This window comes from Rhizobium sp. G21, from assembly GCF_014158035.1.
Classification (GTDB): domain Bacteria; phylum Pseudomonadota; class Alphaproteobacteria; order Rhizobiales; family Rhizobiaceae; genus Rhizobium_E.
In genome coordinates, this window is the sequence record NZ_JACFXW010000001.1 from 775820 (window position 1) to 796070 (window position 20251).

Sequence of the window (20251 nt, forward strand, 5' to 3'; positions counted from 1 at the left end):
CGCCTCAAGCTTCGCATCGCTGGCGGCCGTATCGACCCGTGGAGGCTCCGTGTGCGTGGCGGCGGCGCTCGACCGCGCCGGCCTGCGGCAGGACACGGCTGCGCGCCTGTTCCAAGATAGCGTCGGCCTGGCTCGCGGTCGCGGAGGCCGGCGACGCCTTCGGCGTCTGCGCGACGCTTGTCGGCGGTTGGGATCCGGCGAAAGGCTCGCGGCCCTCGTCGTACAGCATCGCGCCCATATTCGAAATGCGCGGCTCGACCGGTTTGCTCGGCTGTTCGGCTTGGGTCGGACGCGGCGGGGATGCGGGCTGGACGGGCGGCGCGACTGCGGGCGCCGGCCTGGCCGCTTCGCGCGGACGCTCCGCCTGGACCACGGGCTGCGCGACGCGCGGCTCCGGCGGGCGCGGCGGCTCCACGCGGCGCTGCGGTTGCGGCGGCTGAACCTGCGGCTGCGGCTTCGGCTCTGTAGCGATCGCCACCGGCGCCTGCGCCTGCACCTGCGCGATATCGCCCGACAACGGACGGTTCGGATTGATGCCGGTTTCGATGACGATGTCGGTGGGGCCGCCGATCATGATGAGATGTTCGGTGTCGTCGCGACGGATCAGCACGAGCCTGCGCTTGGCGTCCACGGCGGCGGCGTCGAGGACATGCAGTCGGTGCTCGCGGGCGCGACCGCCCTTGATGAACAAAGGAGAGTTCCGCTTCTTGAGGATCATCAGAACGACGATGAAGGCGACGAGTGCGAGAACGACGCCGCCAATGGCGATTACCAGTCGCGGCGCGAGATCAGGCGCCAATCCATCCAGCATCATGCTTTCCTTTTTCGTCCGATATACGTCGACAAGAGCATATCAGTAAGGGTCATTGAAGGCATTTTTCCGGCTTGGCAAGACAAATCCCATCTTATCCATCGCCGCGGCGGGCCAGTTTGCCCGCTCACGTCAATCAACCGATGCAATTGAGTGGTGAATTAGTCCTGTGCGCGCTTTGTGGAACTGTTTCAACTTGATAAACATGAGTCGGCGCAATGCGCAATCACGCTCGGCCGGTCCGCCGGGGCGCATATCGAGGACTGGATGACAAAAGCGAACGGGACGGCCGACCCTTACAGGCCGGTGGTGGTGAACGGACAGCGACCGGGAACGGCGCTTCGCCTCTTTCTGCTCGCGCTCGCGCTGGTCGCGGCGGCGGCGGCTTTCGTCTGGTTTCGAGACCAGCTGGAAAACGAAATGGTGCTCGGCATCCTCGGCGTCCTGGCAATGGCGGGCATCTTCTTTCTGGTGTCGAGCATAGTCGGCTTCGTGGAGGTGATGCCGCAGAACCGCACCGACACTGTCTCGCGCGCCGTGCTGGACACGATGCCCGAAGGCGTGCTGATCACCGATCGCAAGGGCCGCGCCGTCTACGCCAACGCCGCTTACGGCCGCCTGACCGGCGCCGACCCGGCGGCGGGGCCCGTCACGATCGAGCATCTCCTCTCGCGCAGCCGCGAATCCACCGAAGCGGTCTATCGCCTCACCAATGGTCTGGTCGAAGGCAAGTCCGGTTATGAAGAGTTCCGACTGGCGCGACCGCTCGGCCAGACCGTGTCGGACAACGAGCCCGCCTGGTGGTACCGGCTGAAGGCGAGGCCGGTCGAGATCGAGGACGAACCGGGCGGCCCCTTCTTCCTCTGGGAAATCGCCGATACGACGGGCGAACGCGGCGAGCAGGAAAAATATTTTCGCGAATTGCAGAACGCCATCGACTATCTCGACCATGCGCCGGCCGGCTTCTTCTCGGCGGGGCGGAAGGGCGAGATCCTCTATCTCAACGCCACTTTGGCCGACTGGCTCGATATCGACCTCACCCGGTTCCGTCCCGGCTCGCTGTCGATCCGCGACATCTGCGCCGGCGAAGGCCTGACCAGGCTCGAGACGATCCATCCCGAACCCGGCCAGAACCGCACCGAAACGCTCGATCTCGATTTCCGAAAGCTGGACGGCCGCTCGGCGCCGGTGCGGATCATCCATCGCGTCTCGGCCGCCAAGGACGGCGCACCGGGCGAAAGCCGCACCATCGTGCTGAAGCGGGTCCAGGACGAGGCGGCGTCGGAGGATTCCTCGGCGGCCCAGCGCTTCAACCGATTCTTCAACAACACGCCGATGGCCATCGCCTCGGTCGACGGCGACGGCCGGATTCTCCGCACCAACACCCAGTTCATGAAGCTGTTCGCGAGCCTGAAGACTCCGGAAGGCGCCGATGGCCAGGACCTGTTTTCCGTGGTGGCGGAGACCGAACGCGACAAGCTCGCCGCCGCGCTGCATGCCGCCAAGGATTTCAAGGCCGATATCGAGCCGGTCGACGCACGCCATCCGGCGGACGAAAGCCGGTATTTTCGCTTCTACATCAACGCGGTGATCGACCAGTCCGACCAAGCGCCCGAGGAAGCGGCCATCGTCTACGCCGTGGAGACGACGCAGCAGAAGGCGCTGGAAACCCAGATGGCGCAGACGCAGAAGATGAACGCGGTGGGCACCCTGGCGGGCGGCATCGCGCACGACTTCAACAATGTGCTGACCGCCATCCTTCTGTCGTCGGACCATCTTCTGCTGCAGGCGCGGCAATCGGATTCCTCTTTCGCCGATCTCATGGAAATCAAGCGCAACGCCAACCGGGCCGCGGTGCTGGTGCGCCAGCTTCTCGCCTTCTCGCGCAAGCAGACGCTGAGGCCGGCGGTCATCAATCTCACCGACGCGATCGGCGATCTCCGCATGCTGGTGACCCGCATGCTCTCGGGCACGAATGTGAAGCTCGAGATCGATTACGGCCGCGATCTCTGGCCCGTGAAAACGGATCTTTCGCAATTCGAGCAGGTGATGGTCAACCTGTCGGTCAACGCCCGCGACGCCATGCCCGGCGGCGGCACGCTGACGATCCGCACGCGCAACCTGCCGGCCTCCGAGGCCGCCGTTGCGCCGTTCAGGGGCCTGCCGGTCGAAGACTATGTGGTGATCGACGTGGTCGACACAGGCACGGGCATCGCGCCCGATATCATGGACAAGATCTTCGAACCCTTCTTCACCACCAAGGATGTGGGCAAGGGCACGGGCCTCGGCCTGTCGATGGTCTATGGCATCATCAAACAGTCGGGCGGTTATGTGTTTCCGGAGTCGGAAGTCGGCAAAGGCACGGTCTTCCACATCTTCCTGCCGCGGCATATTCCGCAAGAGGTTCCGGCCGGCGACGTCGCGGCGAATTCAAATGTCGCCGCAGTTCCCGCCGCTGCGCCGCAGCCTCCGCAGGAGGAGCCCGATCTCACCGGAAATTCCGCCGTCGTGCTGCTGGTCGAAGACGAAGAAGCGGTCCGCCGCGGCGGCAAGCGCATGCTGGAGACGCGCGGCTATACCGTGCACGAGGCCGGCTCCGGCGTCGAAGCGCTCGAAATCCTCGACGAGCTCGACGGTCAGGTCGACGTCGTCGTCTCGGATGTGGTGATGCCCGAGATGGACGGCCCGACGCTGCTCAAGGAAATCCGCCAGCGCTGGCCGGACATGAAGTTCGTCTTCGTCTCCGGCTTCGCCGAAGACGCCTTCGCGCGGAACCTGCCGGAAGGCTCCAAGTTCGGCTTCCTGCCGAAACCCTTTTCGCTCAAGCAGCTCGCCACCACCGTGCGCGAAATGCTCGACAGCTGAGAGACGATATGACGGAAGACGCCCGCATCGACGATCTCCTCGCCTTCTGGTTCGCGGGGGCATGGAAGAGAAATGGTTCAACGGCGGCGCGGCGTTCGACGAAGAGCTGGAAAGCCGGTTCGCCGCGTTGCATGACCAGGCCTGCACGGGCAGGCTGGACGCCTGGACGCAGTCGCCGAAAGGCGCACTGGCGATGATCATCCTGCTCGATCAGTTGTCGCGCAATCTGCATCGCGGCACGCCGCGCGCCTTCGCCGAGGATCGCAAGGCGCTGTCGCTGGCGCTCGAGGCGCTCGAGAAGGGTTGGGACCACGAATTTCCGGACCGGGAACGACAGTTCTTCTATCTGCCCCTGATGCACAGCGAAGACCCGGACCATCAGCAGACCTGCGTCGCGCTCTACGAGGCGATCGACAACGAGAACGCGCTGAAATTCGCCCGGGAGCATCTGGATATCATCGAGCGCTTCGGTCGCTTTCCACATCGCAACGACGTGTTGGGGCGCGAGAGCACCGACGAGGAGGAAGAGTTCCTCAAGCAGCACAAGGGGTTTTGAACGGCAGACGGGACTCTGGCGTCGAATTATTTGCGCCGGCCTCGCTTTATCCGCATCGCTCCCGGGGATAGTGTCGCAAAACCTTCACACGATTCACCGGATCCTTCCCCATCATGCCTTTGGATGTCGTCTTTCTCGTTCTGGTGGGCGCGGCCTTTCACGCGACCTGGAACGCCCTGGTCAAATCGGGGTCCGACAAGCAACTCGATTCCAGCATGATCGCGCTGGGCGCCTCGGTCGCTTCACTTTGCGCCCTGCCCTTCCTGCCGATGACGCTGCCGCATCCCGAAGCCTGGCCCTATATCCTGGCGTCGATCTGCATCCACTTCACCTATTATCAGCTGGTCGGCGCGGCCTACCGCTTCGGCGATATCGGACTGGTCTACCCGCTGATGCGCGGCGTCGCGCCGCTGATCGTGGCCACGACGAGCGGAACGGTTCTGGCGGAAACATTGTCTCCGATGATGTATGCCGGCGTAATCGCCATCTCGGCCGGCGTGCTGACGCTGGCGGCGGAAGCGCGCAGCGGCAATATGAAGGCGGCCGGCGTCGCCATTCTCAACGCCTTCGTCATCGCCGCCTACACCTATGTCGACGGGCTCGGCGCGCGCGCGGCCGGCGACCCGATCACCTATACGATCTGGATCTGCATTCTGCCGCCGCTCCTGCTGTTTTCCTTCGCCTTTTTCATGCGCGGCGTCAGGCCGGTCCTGGCTCACGTCCGCCGCACCTGGCGGCGCGGCCTGTTCGGGGGCGCCGGATCCGTGGCGTCCTATGGTCTTGCGCTTTACGCCATGACGAAGGCGCCGATCGCAGCGGTCGCGGCGCTGCGCGAAACCTCCATTCTGTTCGCCCTGGTGATTTCAGTTGTGTTTCTCAAGGAAAAGGCCAGCGTCTGGCGTTACATCGCCGGCGGCGTGATCGCGCTGGGCGCGCTGATCATGAAATTGGGATAGGCGGCGCCCCGCCTATCCGATGACCATGCTCACCAGCTGTATTTCAGCGAGCCGAGCACCGTGCGGCCCTGAGCGAAATAGCAATAGCCGTCGGTGCAGACCTCGTCGCGCTTGTCGAAGACGTTCTTGACGCTGATGGAAGCCTTCAGGCCATCGGCGCGCCTGAACTGCTTGCCGATGTCGAAATTGAGCGCCGCGTCGAGATAGATCCTGTCTTCGTTTTCTGTGGTGTTGGTGGTGTCCTTGAAGGACTTGCCGGCATAACGCAGGCCCAGACCGCCGCTCAGCCCATCCATGAAGCCGCCTTCCTGGACCGTGTAATTGCCCCATAACGAGGCGCTGTGCAGCGGCGTGGTCGAGGGCCGGTTGCCGACTTCGGCAGGATTTGTGGATTCGGTGATTTCTGCGGCGTTGTAATTGTAGCCCGCGATCAGATCGAAGCCATTGCTGAAGGCCTTGCGGGCCTCGATCTCAACGCCGTTGGACGTCACCTCGCCCAGAGCGCGGTAGTAGTAGCCGACCGTATCGTTGGAGCCGGCATAGGTGGCGGCATCGGACTGGACCATGTGATAATAAGCAAGATTGACGGCGTAATCGGCGCCGTCCGGCCGGAATTTGACGCCGGCTTCGAATTGTTCGCCGGTCATCGGCGTCAGAAGCGCGCCGCCTTCGTCCCGATAGGATTGCGGCACGAAGGACGTCGCATAGCTGACATAGGGGGCGAGGCCGCTGTCGAAGCGATAGAGAAGACCGGCCTGATACGATAGAGCGCTGTCGCTGCCCTCGCCCGTCTCGACGCCCGCCGCGTCATCCCATGTCGTCTGCTTGATCCAGTCGTTGCGTAGTCCGAGCACGGCTGTCCAGCCGCCGAAGGTGATCTGGTCCTGTGCATAGACGCCGATCTGGCGCTGGTCGCTACCGGTCAACGAGGTCAGTTCCGGCGTGGGCCCGGACACGCCGGTCGACGGCTTGTCGAGATCGAGGTCGAAATCTGGGCTCACGACGCCGTAACCGAGGCCGAAACTGGAATTGATCCAGGTTGCGTCGAGGCCCGCGGTGAGCTTGTGTTCGAGAGGTCCGGTGTCGACAGCGCCCGAAAGGCGGTTGTCCGCCTGATAGACATTCATGTGATCGGAGACGCCGACCGGATAGCGGCTCATGACGCCGGTCGCTTCGTCCGTAGCACTGACTTCGAGATAGCGGCTGTCGAGGTCCATGACGCTGTAGCGCACATGCTGGCTGAACTTCACGCCATTGTCGAATTCATGCTCGAACATGTAGCCGGTCTGCAGTTGCGAGACCTTCTGATAATCGTAGTCCGGATCACTATAGCGCAGGATTTCGCCGCCATAGTCGAAGCCCTGGACATTGGTGTCGGTCTCGTCCTTCTGGCCGATCGCGTAGACTGTCAAGGACGTCGCGTCGTCCGGCGCCCATTGGAAGGACGGCGCCAGCATGAGCCTGTTGTCGGCGATGTCATAGCTCGTGTCGCCGCGCCGGGCGACGCCGACCACCCGCCAGGAAAAGGCGTCGTTGGATTGCGAGACGTCGCCGTAATCCAGCGCAAGCTGCGCGCGTCCATAGCTGCCCCATTGAGTCTCGACCTCGCCATGCTGCAAACCGTCGGCCATTTTCGAGACGCGGTTGACGATGCCGGCGACGCTGGAGCCGCCATAGAGCACGGAGACCGGACCCTTGATCACTTCGACCCGCTCCAATCCGTAGACGTCGGTGCGGAACGTGCCGTAATTCATATAGGGCTGGCGAAGCCCGTCGCGGAAATCGCCCGTGGTGACGGTGGCGTAACCGCGAATGCTGATCTGATCGAAACGCGGATCGAAGCCGTATTGGCCGGTCTGGACGCCGGCCGCATAGTTGACCGCGTCGATCATGTCGTTGACGGCGCGCTCGTCCAGTTCCTTGCGGGTGATCACGGCCACGCTGCGCGGCGTGCGCGACAGCGGCGCGCTGTCTTTCAAGACGGAGTCCGACGTTTCCGGCGCGATCGTGTCATTGTCCCTCGCGCGGCCCTCCGCAGCCGCCCGCGGGCCCTTGCCGGCGCTCGAGACGACGATCTTCTCCAGAACGGTCGGCGTTTCCGCATCCTGCGCCTGCGCAGCCGATGCGGCCAGCGCCGCCGTCAGCGCCAGAAGCGATGCGCGGCCCGCGAGCCGAAGCCCGAATCGGGCTGATTTTTCTCTAGACATGGCGTCCCTTCTTCTTTTTTGCACGCCTCTCCCGTGAGAGAGGCTGAAGACAGAGGACGGTTCGGGCAATCGGCATGGGTCTTCTAGGAAAGCTATCGGGACATCGCATCCCAGATAGAAGCGCTCCATAACAGGAGTCAATATATCAACTTATAAAGCCTGATTTCGGCCTTTATCGAGCCCAACGAACGAAAATCGATGCGGTTTCATGTTACCACACATCTAATCATCTGATTTTACTAAGTAATATTTTGAGCGCCGGAGTTCTCCGATCTTGATATCGGGGAAACTCTGCCGTATAAGCCCGGCAACGTCGCTCCTCACTAGGCGACGTCAATTTTTGCAGGGCTCCGGCGCTGCAAAGCAAGCAACAAAAAACGCCCCTTGCCTTCGGGCATTGGGGATCCAACACGAAAGAACAGACATATGTCCACCTTCGTTCAGAAGCCGGCAGAAGTCGAGAAGAAGTGGGTCCTGATCGACGCCGAAGGCCTCGTCGTCGGCCGTCTCGCTTCCATCATCGCCAATCGTCTCCGCGGCAAGCACAAGCCGACCTTCACCCCGCATGTCGACGACGGCGACAACGTCATCGTCATCAATGCCGACAAGGTCGTCTTCACCGGCAAGAAGTACACCGACAAGAAGTTCTACTGGCACACCGGCTATCCCGGCGGCATCAAGGAGCGCACCATGCGCCAGACCCTTGAAGGTCGTTTTCCGGAGCGCGTGCTCGAAAAGGCCGTGGAACGCATGGTTCCGCGTGGCCCGCTCGGCCGTCGCCAGATGAAGAACCTCAAGGTTTACGCCAGCGCCACCCATCCGCATGAAGCTCAGCAGCCGGTCGTTCTTGACGTCGCCAAGCTGAACGACAAGAACACGAAAAGAGGCTGATCATGGCTGACCTTTCCGCCCTCAAGGATATCGCCACCACGACCGAAGCCGCTGCTCCGGTTCACGTTCGCAAGGTCGACTCGCTCGGCCGCGCTTACGCCACCGGCAAGCGCAAGGATGCGGTCGCACGCGTCTGGGTCAAGGCCGGCTCCGGCAAGATCGTCGTCAACGGCAAGGACTACACGGCGTACTTCGCCCGTCCGGTGCTGCAGATGATCCTGCGTCAGCCGATCTTCGCAGCTGCCCGCGACGGCCAGTTTGACATCATCGCCACCGTCGCCGGCGGCGGTCTGTCCGGCCAGGCCGGCGCTGTGCGCCACGGCCTCTCCAAGGCCATGACCTACTTCGAGCCGGGTCTGCGCCCGGTCCTGAAGAAGGCCGGCTTCCTGACTCGCGACAGCCGCGTGGTCGAGCGCAAGAAGTATGGCCGCGCCAAGGCCCGTCGTTCGTTCCAGTTCTCGAAGCGTTGATCGCTTCGCCGCTGGCGGAAATTGCAAAGGCCGGGCTTTCGCCCGGCCTTTGTCGTTATCCATCTCGGAGACGGTGTCAGGCGGCGCGAGCGGATGCGCCGTTGACGTTTGCGGGAGCGCGCAGAACGGGCGCATGGCAGACCAGCGCCGCTTCGATGCAGGACGCGATGAAGGCTTCTCGCGCCACCTCGACGGGCGCGGCGCGGCAGAGCGCGGCGCGGCACTGGGTGATCGCATTCTCGTAGTGACGGCCCTTGCGGACGGGCCATTCGTTTTCGAGAAAATCGAGCGCGTCATAGGCGCCGGCAAAATGCCTGAAAGCCCCGTTCTGCAACTGGACGGTGATCGTTTGACGCCAAGGAATATCGTTGATCTGCATGATAGTTCTCCCAAACAGGACGCTTTCAGCGCGCCGCTGCATTCGTCTTTTTTCGCTCATCGAACATCCTCGGATGACGCCTCGTGTTCGTGTGCGAGCGGACCATTAACCCGCTTGGCCGCTGCCCGGTTCCCTGCAATATGAAGAAAATCCTAGCCGAGGTCCGACCATGGCCGAAACGTCCTCTCCCTTCGCAGCCCTGCCCGAGCCGCCTTATTTCGTGGTGATCTTTTCGTCGCTTCGCCGCCACGGCGACGACGGCTATGGCGCCATGGCCGAACATATGGTCGAGCTCGCCGCGCGCCAGCCGGGCTATCTCGGCGTGGAAAGCGTGCGAGGCGCGGACGGCTTCGGCGTGACCAACTCCTTTTGGAAAGACGAAGACAGCATCCGCGCCTGGAAGCGCGACGTCGATCACCTGCATGCGCAGAGCCAGGGGCGGCAGCGCTGGTACACGCGCTACGCCGTGCGGGTCGCCCGGGTGGAGCGCGCCTATTCCTTCACAGCTGACACGGATGGTTGACCGGTTCCGCTGGCTTTTTTACCCTCGTCGCACATTTTAAGGAAGTCGGAGCAGCATCCGTGAAGAAGAGCATAGACAACGCCTTTACCGCCAAATCCCTCAAGAGCGCCGCCACGGACCCGACTTACGCCGGCGCGCTGTCCTTCATGCGTCGCAAATATACCAAGAGCCTGACCGGCGTAGATGCGGTCGTCTGGGGAATCCCGTTCGACGCCGCGGTCTCGCATCGGCCTGGCGCGCGTTTCGGGCCTCGCGCCATCCGTGAGGCGTCGTCCATCTTCGACAACGATCCGCAATATCCGTTTCATCGCGATCTGTTCGAGGCCATGGCGGTGATCGATTACGGCGATTGCCTGTTCGACTACGGCGACCACCAGAAGACGCCTCCGACGATCGAGAAGGAAGCCGCTAAGATCCTGAAATCGAGCGCCTTCCTGCTGTCGCTCGGCGGCGATCATTATGTGACCTGGCCCGTTCTGAAGGCGCACGCCGCCAAACACGGACCGCTCGCTCTGGTGCAGTTCGACGCCCATCAGGATACCTGGTTCGACGAGGACAGGCGCATCGATCACGGGTCCTTCGTGGCGCGGGCGGCGCGCGACGGCGTCATCGATACAGACCACTCCATTCAGATCGGCATCCGCACGCATGCGCCGGAGGATTGCGGCATCAGGATCGTCTATGGCCATGAGGTCGAAGAGATGTCGGCGACCGAGATCGCCGAGGCGATCATCGCCCGGGTCGGGGATCGCCCCTGCTACGTGACGTTCGACATCGATTGCCTCGATCCCGCCTATGCGCCTGGCACGGGCACGCCGGTGGCCGGCGGCCCGTCAAGCGCCAAAATGCTGTCGGTGCTGCGCAAGCTCGGCGCGCTCGACATCAAAGGCGGGGATGTGGTGGAAGTGTCGCCGCCCTATGACCACGGGCTCGTCACGGCCATCGCCGGCGCGAGCGTCGCCATGTATCTGCTCGGTCTCCGCGCGGAGAAGCTGGCGGCCGGCTGAGGCTCAGTCGACCACCAGCAAGCCAGCCTGATTTCTGGCGGCGAGATGCCGATCCACGGCGCCCCGCTCCACGCAGAGATGCATGCGTCCGTCGCAACGCCGGCTCAGGGCGGCGAGATCGTCGAAGACGGCGGATTTCGGCAGGGTCGTCGCCGCCAGGATCCGCGCCGGCAGATAGGCCGCATCGATCCGCTCGCCGAGTTTGGCGTAATCGACTGTCGCGCCAAATCCGTGCAAGGCGAAGAACGTCTCGTACATCTTGGCGCGGAAATCGGTGGTTTCGCGGCCGAGATTGTCGGGATCTACGAAGCGCTTGGTGGCCGTGGCCTGATGGTCGCCGAACTCCGCGACGACAGCGCCGCGAGGGCCGGGATCCGTGCGCCTCTGCTCCAGAAACGCCGCCATGTCGCGACGACTGACCACCACGCGCCGGGCATATTCGTCCAACTCTGCATCATCAGACACGGATGGGAGGCCGACGGAGTCGGCTGCCGGCAAGTGGGTCGTGAACGGCCCATGCGTAAACATGGTCTGCATGGAGATGAACAGCGGCCGGCCATCGGTCTTGCGATGCTCGGCCACCAGTTTCCGGACGAAGTCGAAGTAATCCCGGTCGCGCGTGCCGAACGAACCGAGCTTCATCGCATCCGCGTCATAGACATTCTCGAAGCCGAGCGATTTCAGGAACGGACCTTCGTTCACCGAGCGATAGCGCAACGTCATCAGGGCGATGGTGCGATAGCCGCAATCGGCGAGAAGACGCGGGAGCGAATGGCGCACGCGCCCTTCCATGACGGCGTTGACATAGGGCGCCTGCCAGCCGAAATCGGCGGTGGAGAGACCGGTCAGCACCGAAAAATTGGTCATCCAGGTGCCGGCGCCGAACGTCTCCACATTCATCGCCCGCACCTGCCCATCGCCGGAACGGAAGGATGCGCGGACATCCTCAGGCAGCGCGAGATCGGGGCCGAGCGCCGCCGGAGCCTGGCTTTCGGACAAGACGAGGAAGAAATCCGCCTTGTCCTCGGCGCGACCGCAGATGGGCGCCGCAGAAAGATCGACCGTCGGCTTGGCCGCGAGGAAATGTTCCCGGATCGGCGCGGGCCCGGTCAGGTGTCGGATATGGCCGAAAGAAAAATAGAGCGCGGAGGCGTTGTAGCCGGCGGTGAAAGGCAGGTAGTCGGAATCGAAGGTCTGGGCGCGTGGATAGGTCGCCACGCTGAGCGCGATCGCCAGCGGAAGGAGAGACAGACGCGGCGGAAGCATCACGAAGACCGGGCGCTCCATCCTGAACACCACGATCAAGAGGACCGCGACCACGACGACGGCGGCGAGCGCCGCCAAGCCGAGCATCGGATAATATTCGACAAGGAACGAGAACAGATCCCCATCCCTGGCTGTGAACAGGAGGTCGTAGATGTGCAGAGCCATTCCGTTGAGCGCATGCTTCACAAAGGACGCCAGCCCCTGGAGCACAGTCAGGGAAACCGCCGTCATGGTCGAGAAGACCGGTCTGCGACTGACGATGAACACCGCCGCCGCAATGATGCCGGTCACCGCAAAGACATAGGGGATATAGGCCCATCGCGAGTCCATGTAGCGGACAAAGGCGAAGAGGCCGATGCAACTCGCGCCTATCGCGAAGATTTGCGTGGCGGTGGGCAGTCCGAGCAGTCTCGCATGCGACATGGTAAGCATGGCGTTCCTCAACTCAAAGGCGCTGTCATAAATTTGTCATGCCCGTGAAACGCCAATTTTGCAAACCTGGGGTCCTATGGCGTTGAGTCACGGTTAATCCGCCGGTATATGCGGTTGCGAAAACCAGTTTCGTCGGTCGCTGCATGGCGCCGATGCATCAAAATGAAACAGGACGGATTCGATGAGCGCGAAAATCTTCATAGACGGCGAACATGGCACAACCGGATTGCAGATCCGCGCGCGCATGGCCGAGCGCCGCGATGTCGAGCTTCTGTCGATTCCCGAAACGGAACGCCGCAACGCCGCGATGCGCGAGGATCTGCTCAACAGCGCCGATATCGCGATTCTCTGCCTTCCGGACGATGCGTCGAAAGAAGCGGTGGCGATGACGGCGGCCAACCCGAAAGTCCGGATCATCGACACCTCCACCGCCTTCCGTGTGCATCCCGACTGGGCCTATGGCTTTGCGGAAATGGATCCGGCGCAGGCGGACAAGATCCGTGCGGCGCGCTATGTCGCCAATCCCGGCTGCTATCCGACCGGCGCGATCGGCCTGATCCGCCCGTTGCGCATGGCGGGCTTGCTTCCGGCCTCTCATCCCCTCACCGTCAACGCCGTCTCCGGCTATACCGGCGGCGGCAAGCAGCTGATCGCGCAGATGGAGGACGAGGGCCACGCGGACCACATCGCCTCGCCGCACTTCCTCTATGGCCTGCCGCTCACGCACAAGCATGTGCCTGAAATGCGAGAACATGGACTACTCGACCGTTCGCCGCTGTTCTCGCCCTCGGTCGGCCGCTTCCCCAGGGCATGATCGTGCAGGTTCCGTTGTTCCGCGATCAGCTGGCCGCCGGCGCGAGCGTCGAAAGCGTGCATGCGGCGCTGACGGCCCACTACGCCGGTCAGTCGATCGTCGAGGTCGTGGCGCTCGACGTCTCGGCGAAGATGGCGCGCGTCGACGCGGTCGAACTCGCCGGCAAGGACACGATGAAGCTGTTCGTTTTCGGTCAACCCGATGGCGAACACATCAATCTCGTGGCGTTGCTCGACAATCTCGGCAAGGGCGCATCCGGCGCGGCCGTTCAGAACATGGACCTCATGCTCGCCGCATGAGCTGAACGGCGCTCGCTAAAATATAGGTAGTGCGAATTGTTGCAATTCCGCACCACCTGTTTACATGTTACGCAGCGTGATCTGAATTGCGCCGCCGAGGGCTTATGCGCTCCATCATCGCGAACATGATGTTCGACGTCATCGACCGGCTGGACAAAATGTCCAGCGAGGAACAGGCCTTCGCGGAACTGCGCAAGGTCGCGGATTTCTTCGGCCTCAACGCGTTCGCCATTTCCGGCATACCCGAGCCGCACGAGAAGATGGACCCGTACGTGCTTCTGAACGGCTGGCCGTCTGAATGGGCGGCGCGCTATCTCGAGCGGCAATATTTCCGAATCGACCCGGTGATCCAGCGCACGCTGCTGTCGGACAACGCCTTCGTCTGGTCCGACGCTCTCGATCCCGCCAGCGTGGACAAGCGGTCGCTCGATTTCATGGGCGAGGCGCGCGACTTCAAATTCATCGACGGTTTCTCGGTGCCGATCCATTCGATCATGGGTTTCCGCGCCATCGTCACCTATGCGGCCGAGAAGGTCGACATGCCGCAGGAAGGCCGCAGCGCCCTGCACATGATATCCATCTACGCGCACAACAAGATCAAGGAACTCAAGAGCGGCAACAAGCCGCAACTGATCAAGCGCAGCATTCAGCTGACGCCGCGGGAGCGGGAATGCATTTCCTGGTGTTCGGAGGGCAAGACGGCCTGGGAAATCTCAACGATCCTCGGGATTTCCGAGCGCACCGTGTCGCATATCCTTGAAAATGCGCAGCGCAAGATGAACACAACCAATCGCGTCCAACTGGTTGCCGAGGCGCTGCGCGCCGGGTTAATCAAGTGATTAAAGGCTAGATCGGCGCTGTCAACTAGGTAAAACACCCCATAGCCGGGTTTCGTAAACCCGCAGAGACTCTCTCCTATTCAACGGGAGTCTCTAATGCTCAAGATTATTACTTCACAAAACATCGATGAAAACGCAACGCTCATGGAAAATGTTTGGCGTTTCCGCCACACGCAATTCGTGGAGCGATTGGGATGGCGCGAGCTCAATTCGGAAGACGGCCGCGAGCGCGACCGCTTCGACGATGACGACGCCATCCATCTAGTGGCGGCGCGCGGCGAAACGGTCGTCGGTTATACGCGCCTGTTGCGCACTTCGGGTCCGCATCTGCTGCGCGACGTCTATCCCGACCTCATGCAGGGCAGATCCTGGCCACAGGAGGCCGACATCTACGAATGGACGCGCTGCATCTCCGACCAAAACGCCGGCCAGTTCGGGGAGGTGCAGGCGTCGCATCTCTTGATCACCGGCGTGCTCGAATTCAGCCTGTCGGCCGGCATTCGCGGACTGGTGGTCGAGACCCATCCCAAGCTGGTCACCTGGATGCTCGAAACCGGCTACGAAGTCGAAACGCTGGCGCCGCCGCGCGACATCAACGGCGTGCCTGTCGTCGCCGTCCATATCGGCATGACGGAGAAGGCGCTGAAGCGGCATCGCACGATGTTCGGCATTCGCGGCAGCGTGCTCGATATCGACGAGGATCTCATCAATCCCGTCACCCGCGTGGGCCTCGTCCGTCCTTATGGTCAGCGCATCGACACGAACGAGTTGGAAGTCGCCTTCCGCGCCGACGTCGATTTCACAGCCATGCGGGAAAGCTCCGGCTCGCGCTCCAACTGAGCCGTCAGGCGCGAGCAACGCCTGCACTGCGCGGATATTCGCCGAAATATCCGCGCAGATTGGCGACCGCAAATCCGAGGATGACGACCGCAAAACCCTGGTGGGCCAGCGCCAGGCCAATATCGACATGCGTCAGAAGCGTGGCCACGCCGAGGCCAGCCTGCAGAAACACCATGCCGAACAGGATCACCGAACGATTGGCGTGCGTCGTTCCCGGCAGGCTCCGCAGGAGCCAGACCATGTTGGCGAGGGCTAGAACGAACATCAGATAGGCGTTCATCCGGTGCACGAACTGCACCGTCTTGATATTCTCGAACAGATTGTGCCAGAGCGGCTTCATCACGCCGAGCCCTTCCGGAATGAAAGCGCCGTCGATCAGCGGCCAGGTGTTGAAAGCGAGGCCCGCGTCCAGCCCCGCCACCAGCGCGCCGAGATAGATCTGCAGGAGCACCAGAAACAGCAAGCCGCCCGCCGCTTTCGCCTGCGGGCTCTGCGGCAGCGCGCGGCCGTGATGCGGCGCGAGTCCGCGCCACACCCAGGCGATGGAAGCGAAAATCAGGCAGGCCACCGTCAGATGAACCGCCAATCGGTATTGGCTGACATCGACGCGTTTGGCGAGGCCGGAGGACACCATCCACCAGCCGATCGCGCCCTGCAGCCCGCCGAGCGCGAGAATGCCGACCAGCGGCCAGCGCAGCGATTTCTCGCCGCCCGGTCACCCAGAAAAACACCAGCGGCGCGCCGAAGATGATCCCGATCGATCGGGCGATCAGCCGGTGCGCCCACTCCCACCAGAAGATGGTCTTGAACTCGTCCAGCGTCATGCCCTTGTTGATCTGGCTGTATTCCGGGATCTGCTTGTAAAGGGCGAACTCCTCTTCCCATTCGGCGACGCTCAGCGGCGGGATCGCGCCGTGAATGGGCTTCCATTCGGTGATGGACAGACCCGAATCGGTGAGGCGGGTCGCACCGCCCACCAGCACCAACGCAAGGATTGCTAGAAGCACGAAGCCGAGCCATGCGCGGACGGCGCGGCGATTGGCCTCGCCGCGGTCAGAACGCTTGTCCGCGCCCTCATGGGCGGTTATGGCTGTATCGATCATGACGGGTCATCCTTTTGCGTCAAGCTCTGCTATAACATGTACGAGCCTGGCAAGACCCATAAGCGGGATGTGAGACAAAATGCCCAAGACGCTTCGCAAACTGATCGGTGTGGTGCTGATCATCGCCTTGGTGCTGATCTATGCGCTCGTCGCCACCACGGTGGCCGCGGCCACGCTCGGCGCCGCGCATTGGAGCATCCACCTGCTCTATTTCCTCGTCACGGGCCTTCTCTGGATCTTGCCGGCCATGGCCATCATCAAATGGATGGAGCGGCCCGATCGCCCCAAGGCTTGACCGAGGCTGTGCAAGATAACCCAGCGTTAACCGCGCTTTTTCAAAAAGGCGCAGATTCACCCGAAGATTCAGTCTTTGTTGGCCAAACCAGGCCTATAACGCCTCAAATTCTCGTGATGGGAGTGTTGGGCCGTGTTGGCGGGACAGTCGAGGGCTAGTTACGTGGACATCACCGAAGGGGAGATGCCGCAGATCGCGAAGGAAACGCCGAAAGGCGCCTCCGGCGTTTCCCTGAGCGTTCATACGGACATGGAGCCGTTCGAGGCGGAATGGCGCGCGCTCGAAGCCGAAGCCCACAATTCCCCGCATCAGGCTTACGACTATTGCCGCGCGTGGCGCGACAATTTCGAGCGACCGTTGCGGATCGTCGTCGGCCGAATGGACGGCCGCCTCGCCTTCCTGCTTCCGCTGGAAATCACACGCGGCCGGCTCTTCACGCGCGCCCAGTTCGTCGGCGCCGAACATTCCAACATCAACACCGGCCTTTTCTCGTCCGAATTCCTGACGCGCGCCAGTCGCTCGACCATGGACGCCATCGCTGCGGATATGCGCGATGCGCTAGCCGGGGTCGACTGCATCGTGTTGACGAACATGCCGGGCCTGTGGCGCGATACGGTGATGCCCTTTACGCTGTTGCCGCATATCGCCAATCAGAATCACGCTTTCCAGCTTCGGATGAAGGCGAATTTCGTCGAGACTCTCGCCCAACTCAACGCCAAGCGCCGTCGCAAGAAATATAGCGTCGGCCATCGCCGTCTCGAAACACTGGGCGGATACGACCATATCGTGGCGACGACGTCCGAAGAAAAGCACGCCCTGCTCGATATGTTCTTCGAGCAGAAGGCAGCGCGGCTCGCCGAATTCGGTCTGCCGAACGTCTTCGCCTGCCCCAAGACGCGCGCCTTCCTGCATGGGACTCTCGATGCGCCGCAGGACGACGCGAATTTCCCGCTGCGCATGCATGCGCTGCGCATGACGGGGGAGACTTCGCGGGCGAAACGCCGGCGATTGCAGGACTGACGCGCAAGGGCGACCATGTGATCGTGCAGTTCTGCTCGATCGGTTCGGGCCCGACGACGGATGCGAGCCCCGGCGAACTCCTGTTTCACCTGATGATCGAGCAGTACAACAAGGACGGCGCCGGTCTCTTCGATTTCGGCATCGGCGACATGCCGTTCAAGCGCTCCTGGTGCACCGACGAGACGGTTCAGATCAATGTGGCGATTCCGGTGACGCCCGTCGGCAGGCTGGCGGCGCTGAAGGAAGAAACCGCCACGCGGCTCAAAACCATGATCAAGCAGAACCCGGCGCTCTACCAGCTCCTGCAACGAATCCGCTCACGCTCGCACACGGCGCCCGTCGTCGAGGAATAACGGCGGGCCAAGTCCGTTGCGCCGATCAGGCGGCGCGGCGGCGCTTTTCCGCGCCGACAGGATGGGACGACGACAGCATCAGCATGACGTCTTCGAAACCGGCGTCGAGGAAGGCGGTCGCCGTCTCCTCGATTTCGGCAGGCTCGACATCGACGCCCGACAGGATGATGTCGATGTCGCCTGCCCTGGCGATACGGCTGACGGCGCGCGGATCGGCGGCGCCGCAATCCACGATCACGCAATCATAGGCGCGGGCGAGACCGCCGAGCACCAGCGCGATGCGCTCGACGCCGCGCATGGCCTGGCGGGGATCGGCGTCGCCCTGCGGCACGATATGGGCGTCGCTGTCGACATCGGCATGGATGATCTCGCTGTAAGCGGCCTCTCCGACCAGCAGATTGGTGACGCCTGGCAAAGAGCGCTGTTCGGCCATCAACTGGGTCGAGATGGCGGAGCCGGTCATGTCAACCACCACCACGCGCGCGCCGCTCACGGCCATCAGGCGCGCCAGCCCCACCACGGCGGCCGAACCTTCGTCGCCGGATAGCGACACCGACGCGACCAAGGGAATGCGGGCCTTGATCAGATGGTCCGCAACGGCCTCGCGCGAAAATTCGTCATCGACCGGAGATGCAGCATCCGCGCTCGGCGCGAGTTCCTCGTCCTCCTGATCCTCGTCGTCTTCGATGGTCAGCAGGCTCTTGGACGCGGCCGGCTTGGCGACCGCGGCGACAGGGGTCGCGACAGGCTCGGCGCGAAGAGCGGGCTTCACGAATTCGGCCTGCGGCGCGGGCGTCCGCTCCTCGTCCTCCTCGATATCCGCCTCGTAGCGGACGGGTCGGATGGCGCGGCCGGAGAACAGTTCCGTCAGCAGAATGAAGACCGAGCTCAACACGAAACCGGCCAGCGCGGTGACGATGGTGATCGGCAGCGTCTTGGGGAAATAGGGCTCGGTCGGCATCGGCGCGCGCGAAATGATGCGGGCGTCGGCCGGCGTGGCGTTCATATCCTTTTCGCTCATCGCCTCGCGATAGCGGGAGAGATAGGTTTCGAGCAGCTGGCGCTGGGCGGCCGCTTCGCGCTCCAGCGCATTCAGCCCGACCCGCTTTTCCTGAGAGGTCGCGGTGTCCGCCTTAACCTCGCCGAGCTGCTTCAGCAATTGCTGCTCGCGCAATTTCGCGACCCTGGCCTCGCTTTCGAGGCTGGCGAGGATCTTGCGGGTCTCAGACTTGATCTGCTCGCGAATGCCGACCAGCTGGGAACGGAGACCCTTGATGCGCGGATGCCCGTCGAGCAGTTGGGTCGACAGATCGGCGATCTGGCCCTCGATGCCGGATTGCGTTTCCTTGAGGCGCTGGATCATCTGCGAGCCGACGACTTCGCCGAGCGAATCCGCGCCTCGACCCGATGTCAGCGCGTTGCGCACCGTCTCCGCGCGCGCCTCGGCCGTGGCCCGGTCGCCGCGGACGCGGGCGAGCTCCTGGGAGATGTCGTTGAGTTGCTGTTCCGAGAAGGTCGATTGCTGGCCCGTCTGGAACAGGTCGGACTGGGACCGGTATTCGGCCACCTTCGCCTCGGCCTCGCGCACCTTTTCGCGCAGGTTGGCGATCTCGGGCTCCAGCCATTTCGCGGTCTCGTTGGTGGTGTCGAGTTTCGCGCCGGCCTGCAGCGACAGATAGACATCCGCGATCGCGTTGGGAATGGCGTTGGCGAGCGCTGGATCCTTGGAGGAAAACTGGATCGCGATGACACGCGATTTATCGACCTGATACACCTGCAGCTTCTTGGCGAACTCGCCGAGCACGCGCTCGTCGGGCGGCGCGTCCAGCGGGTTCTTCATCAGGCCGAGCATGACGAAGAATCGGGTCGCGATCGACGGATCGGCGCTCGGATCGAATTCCGGACGCTCATGGAGCTTGAAGTCGCGGGCGATCTTCTTGATCAGATCGGTGGATTGCAGAAGCGCCACCTGGGAGGCCACGCCCGCTTCGTCGAGTAGGCTGCCCGCAGCGGCGGCGTCGGTCGGGCGGCGGGCGAGTTCCGGCGAACGCTCCTCGATCAGCACCCGCGCTTCGCTCTGATATTTGGGAGACACGACGCTCGCGCCGGCGAAGCCGAGCGCGCCGAGGCAGACGGTGGAGGCGAGCACGAGCATGCGCCGACGCCAGATCGCGCCGAACAGACCCGCGAGATCGATATCCGCGTCTTCACCATTTTTCCAAGCGCCGGACATAGGTCACTCCACAAACACATCCTGCGCGAAATCTAAACAAACGCGGTAAGCAAAGCCTTAACGGCGCGGCCCCGGATGCCCGACTTCAAAAA

General features: G+C 62.9%; 17 protein-coding genes and 2 pseudogenes. 13 read left to right on the forward strand and 6 right to left on the reverse strand.

Annotation, left to right across the window (positions count from 1 at the left end; genetic code table 11):
• Window positions 1-4 precede the first annotated feature (4 nt).
• Window positions 5-811, reverse strand: coding sequence for a flagellar biosynthetic protein FliO (locus H2O14_RS03955; RefSeq protein WP_182826603.1), 807 nt, complete (start codon window positions 809-811; stop codon window positions 5-7).
• A 267-nt stretch (window positions 812-1078) separates the two neighbouring features.
• On the opposite strand from H2O14_RS03955, the gene cckA reads away from it, so the two are divergent.
• From cckA to H2O14_RS03970, 3 genes are all read left to right on the forward strand, one after another.
• A complete protein-coding gene (gene cckA, locus H2O14_RS03960) occupies window positions 1079-3676 on the forward strand; it encodes a cell cycle histidine kinase CckA (protein ID WP_182826604.1) in 2598 nt (865 codons plus the stop codon).
• Window positions 3677-3737: 61 nt separating this feature from the next.
• A complete protein-coding gene (locus H2O14_RS03965) occupies window positions 3738-4232 on the forward strand; it encodes a DUF924 family protein (protein ID WP_182826605.1) in 495 nt (164 codons plus the stop codon).
• Between the two features lie 113 nt (window positions 4233-4345).
• Window positions 4346-5188 carry a DMT family transporter gene (locus H2O14_RS03970; protein WP_182826606.1) on the forward strand — a complete coding sequence of 281 codons (843 nt, stop codon included), beginning with the start codon at window positions 4346-4348 and terminating at the stop codon, window positions 5186-5188.
• A 29-nt stretch (window positions 5189-5217) separates the two neighbouring features.
• Here H2O14_RS03970 and H2O14_RS03975 read toward each other — a convergent pair whose 3' ends face one another.
• Window positions 5218-7395: a TonB-dependent siderophore receptor gene (locus H2O14_RS03975; RefSeq protein WP_182826607.1), complete on the reverse strand. Its 2178-nt coding sequence runs from the start codon at window positions 7393-7395 to the stop codon at window positions 5218-5220.
• A gap of 426 nt (window positions 7396-7821) precedes the next feature.
• Here H2O14_RS03975 and rplM point away from each other — a divergent pair, with 426 nt between their 5' ends.
• On the forward strand, window positions 7822-8286 hold the full coding sequence (rplM, locus tag H2O14_RS03980; RefSeq protein WP_137158197.1) for a 50S ribosomal protein L13: 465 nt from the start codon (window positions 7822-7824) through the stop codon (window positions 8284-8286).
• Between the two features lie 2 nt (window positions 8287-8288).
• Window positions 8289-8756 carry a 30S ribosomal protein S9 gene (rpsI, locus tag H2O14_RS03985; protein ID WP_182826608.1) on the forward strand — a complete coding sequence of 156 codons (468 nt, stop codon included), beginning with the start codon at window positions 8289-8291 and terminating at the stop codon, window positions 8754-8756.
• A gap of 76 nt (window positions 8757-8832) precedes the next feature.
• Here rpsI and H2O14_RS03990 read toward each other — a convergent pair whose 3' ends face one another.
• The gene (locus tag H2O14_RS03990) at window positions 8833-9135 is read right to left on the reverse strand and encodes a DUF982 domain-containing protein (RefSeq protein WP_182826609.1); all 303 of its coding nucleotides are present in this window, start codon (window positions 9133-9135) and stop codon (window positions 8833-8835) included.
• Between the two features lie 169 nt (window positions 9136-9304).
• Between H2O14_RS03990 and H2O14_RS03995 the strand changes: the two genes are divergently transcribed.
• Both H2O14_RS03995 and speB read left to right on the forward strand, forming a co-directional pair.
• Window positions 9305-9658, forward strand: a complete 354-nt coding sequence (locus H2O14_RS03995; protein ID WP_182826610.1) for an antibiotic biosynthesis monooxygenase family protein — start codon at window positions 9305-9307, stop codon at window positions 9656-9658.
• A 59-nt stretch (window positions 9659-9717) separates the two neighbouring features.
• Window positions 9718-10665 carry an agmatinase gene (gene speB / locus H2O14_RS04000; RefSeq protein ID WP_182826611.1) on the forward strand — a complete coding sequence of 316 codons (948 nt, stop codon included), beginning with the start codon at window positions 9718-9720 and terminating at the stop codon, window positions 10663-10665.
• Between the two features lie 3 nt (window positions 10666-10668).
• Here speB and H2O14_RS04005 read toward each other — a convergent pair whose 3' ends face one another.
• Window positions 10669-12363 carry a sulfatase-like hydrolase/transferase gene (locus H2O14_RS04005; RefSeq protein WP_182826612.1) on the reverse strand — a complete coding sequence of 565 codons (1695 nt, stop codon included), beginning with the start codon at window positions 12361-12363 and terminating at the stop codon, window positions 10669-10671.
• Between the two features lie 181 nt (window positions 12364-12544).
• Here H2O14_RS04005 and argC point away from each other — a divergent pair.
• From argC to H2O14_RS04020, 3 genes and pseudogenes are all read left to right on the forward strand, one after another.
• Window positions 12545-13476 (forward strand): annotated as a pseudogene (gene argC, locus H2O14_RS04010) (N-acetyl-gamma-glutamyl-phosphate reductase).
• 104 nt (window positions 13477-13580) lie between these two features.
• Window positions 13581-14315, forward strand: a complete 735-nt coding sequence (locus H2O14_RS04015) for a LuxR family transcriptional regulator (RefSeq protein ID WP_182826613.1) — start codon at window positions 13581-13583, stop codon at window positions 14313-14315.
• 96 nt (window positions 14316-14411) lie between these two features.
• Entirely contained in the window at window positions 14412-15155 is a 744-nt protein-coding gene (locus H2O14_RS04020) for an acyl-homoserine-lactone synthase (RefSeq protein WP_182826614.1), read from the forward strand.
• Between the two features lie 4 nt (window positions 15156-15159).
• Here the strand turns inward: H2O14_RS04020 and H2O14_RS04025 are convergent.
• A pseudogene (locus tag H2O14_RS04025) lies at window positions 15160-16258 on the reverse strand (COX15/CtaA family protein).
• A gap of 79 nt (window positions 16259-16337) precedes the next feature.
• On the opposite strand from H2O14_RS04025, the gene H2O14_RS04030 reads away from it, so the two are divergent.
• The 3 genes from H2O14_RS04030 (at window position 16338) to H2O14_RS27070 (ending at window position 17926) form a co-directional block, all read left to right on the forward strand.
• Window positions 16338-16553, forward strand: a complete 216-nt coding sequence (locus H2O14_RS04030; protein ID WP_182826615.1) for a DUF2842 domain-containing protein — start codon at window positions 16338-16340, stop codon at window positions 16551-16553.
• 162 nt (window positions 16554-16715) lie between these two features.
• Entirely contained in the window at window positions 16716-17573 is an 858-nt protein-coding gene (locus H2O14_RS28745) for a GNAT family N-acetyltransferase (RefSeq protein ID WP_182826616.1), read from the forward strand.
• Complete coding sequence (locus tag H2O14_RS27070) at window positions 17570-17926, forward strand: GNAT family N-acetyltransferase (protein ID WP_409526939.1); 357 nt, start codon at window positions 17570-17572, stop codon at window positions 17924-17926. Before H2O14_RS28745 ends, H2O14_RS27070 begins: the two co-directional genes overlap by 4 nt.
• Window positions 17927-17951: 25 nt before the next feature.
• Here H2O14_RS27070 and H2O14_RS04045 read toward each other — a convergent pair whose 3' ends face one another.
• Entirely contained in the window at window positions 17952-20159 is a 2208-nt protein-coding gene (locus tag H2O14_RS04045; RefSeq protein WP_182826617.1) for a GumC family protein, read from the reverse strand.
• Between the last annotated feature and the right edge of the window lie 92 nt (window positions 20160-20251).

Bases quoted from the DNA above. Each gene is read 5' to 3' on its own strand.
- H2O14_RS03955 (WP_182826603.1), bottom strand. From the start codon at position 811: ATGCTGGATGGATTGGCGCCTGATCTCGCGCCGCGACTGGTAATCGCC.
- cckA (WP_182826604.1), top strand. From the start codon at position 1,079: ATGACAAAAGCGAACGGGACGGCCGACCCTTACAGGCCGGTGGTGGTG.
- H2O14_RS03965 (WP_182826605.1), top strand. From the start codon at position 3,738: ATGGAAGAGAAATGGTTCAACGGCGGCGCGGCGTTCGACGAAGAGCTG.
- H2O14_RS03970 (WP_182826606.1), top strand. From the start codon at position 4,346: ATGCCTTTGGATGTCGTCTTTCTCGTTCTGGTGGGCGCGGCCTTTCAC.
- H2O14_RS03975 (WP_182826607.1), bottom strand. From the start codon at position 7,395: ATGTCTAGAGAAAAATCAGCCCGATTCGGGCTTCGGCTCGCGGGCCGC.
- rplM (WP_137158197.1), top strand. From the start codon at position 7,822: ATGTCCACCTTCGTTCAGAAGCCGGCAGAAGTCGAGAAGAAGTGGGTC.
- rpsI (WP_182826608.1), top strand. From the start codon at position 8,289: ATGGCTGACCTTTCCGCCCTCAAGGATATCGCCACCACGACCGAAGCC.
- H2O14_RS03990 (WP_182826609.1), bottom strand. From the start codon at position 9,135: ATGCAGATCAACGATATTCCTTGGCGTCAAACGATCACCGTCCAGTTG.
- H2O14_RS03995 (WP_182826610.1), top strand. From the start codon at position 9,305: ATGGCCGAAACGTCCTCTCCCTTCGCAGCCCTGCCCGAGCCGCCTTAT.
- H2O14_RS04005 (WP_182826612.1), bottom strand. From the start codon at position 12,363: ATGCTTACCATGTCGCATGCGAGACTGCTCGGACTGCCCACCGCCACG.
- H2O14_RS04015 (WP_182826613.1), top strand. From the start codon at position 13,581: ATGCGCTCCATCATCGCGAACATGATGTTCGACGTCATCGACCGGCTG.
- H2O14_RS04020 (WP_182826614.1), top strand. From the start codon at position 14,412: ATGCTCAAGATTATTACTTCACAAAACATCGATGAAAACGCAACGCTC.
- H2O14_RS04030 (WP_182826615.1), top strand. From the start codon at position 16,338: ATGCCCAAGACGCTTCGCAAACTGATCGGTGTGGTGCTGATCATCGCC.
- H2O14_RS04045 (WP_182826617.1), bottom strand. From the start codon at position 20,159: ATGTCCGGCGCTTGGAAAAATGGTGAAGACGCGGATATCGATCTCGCG.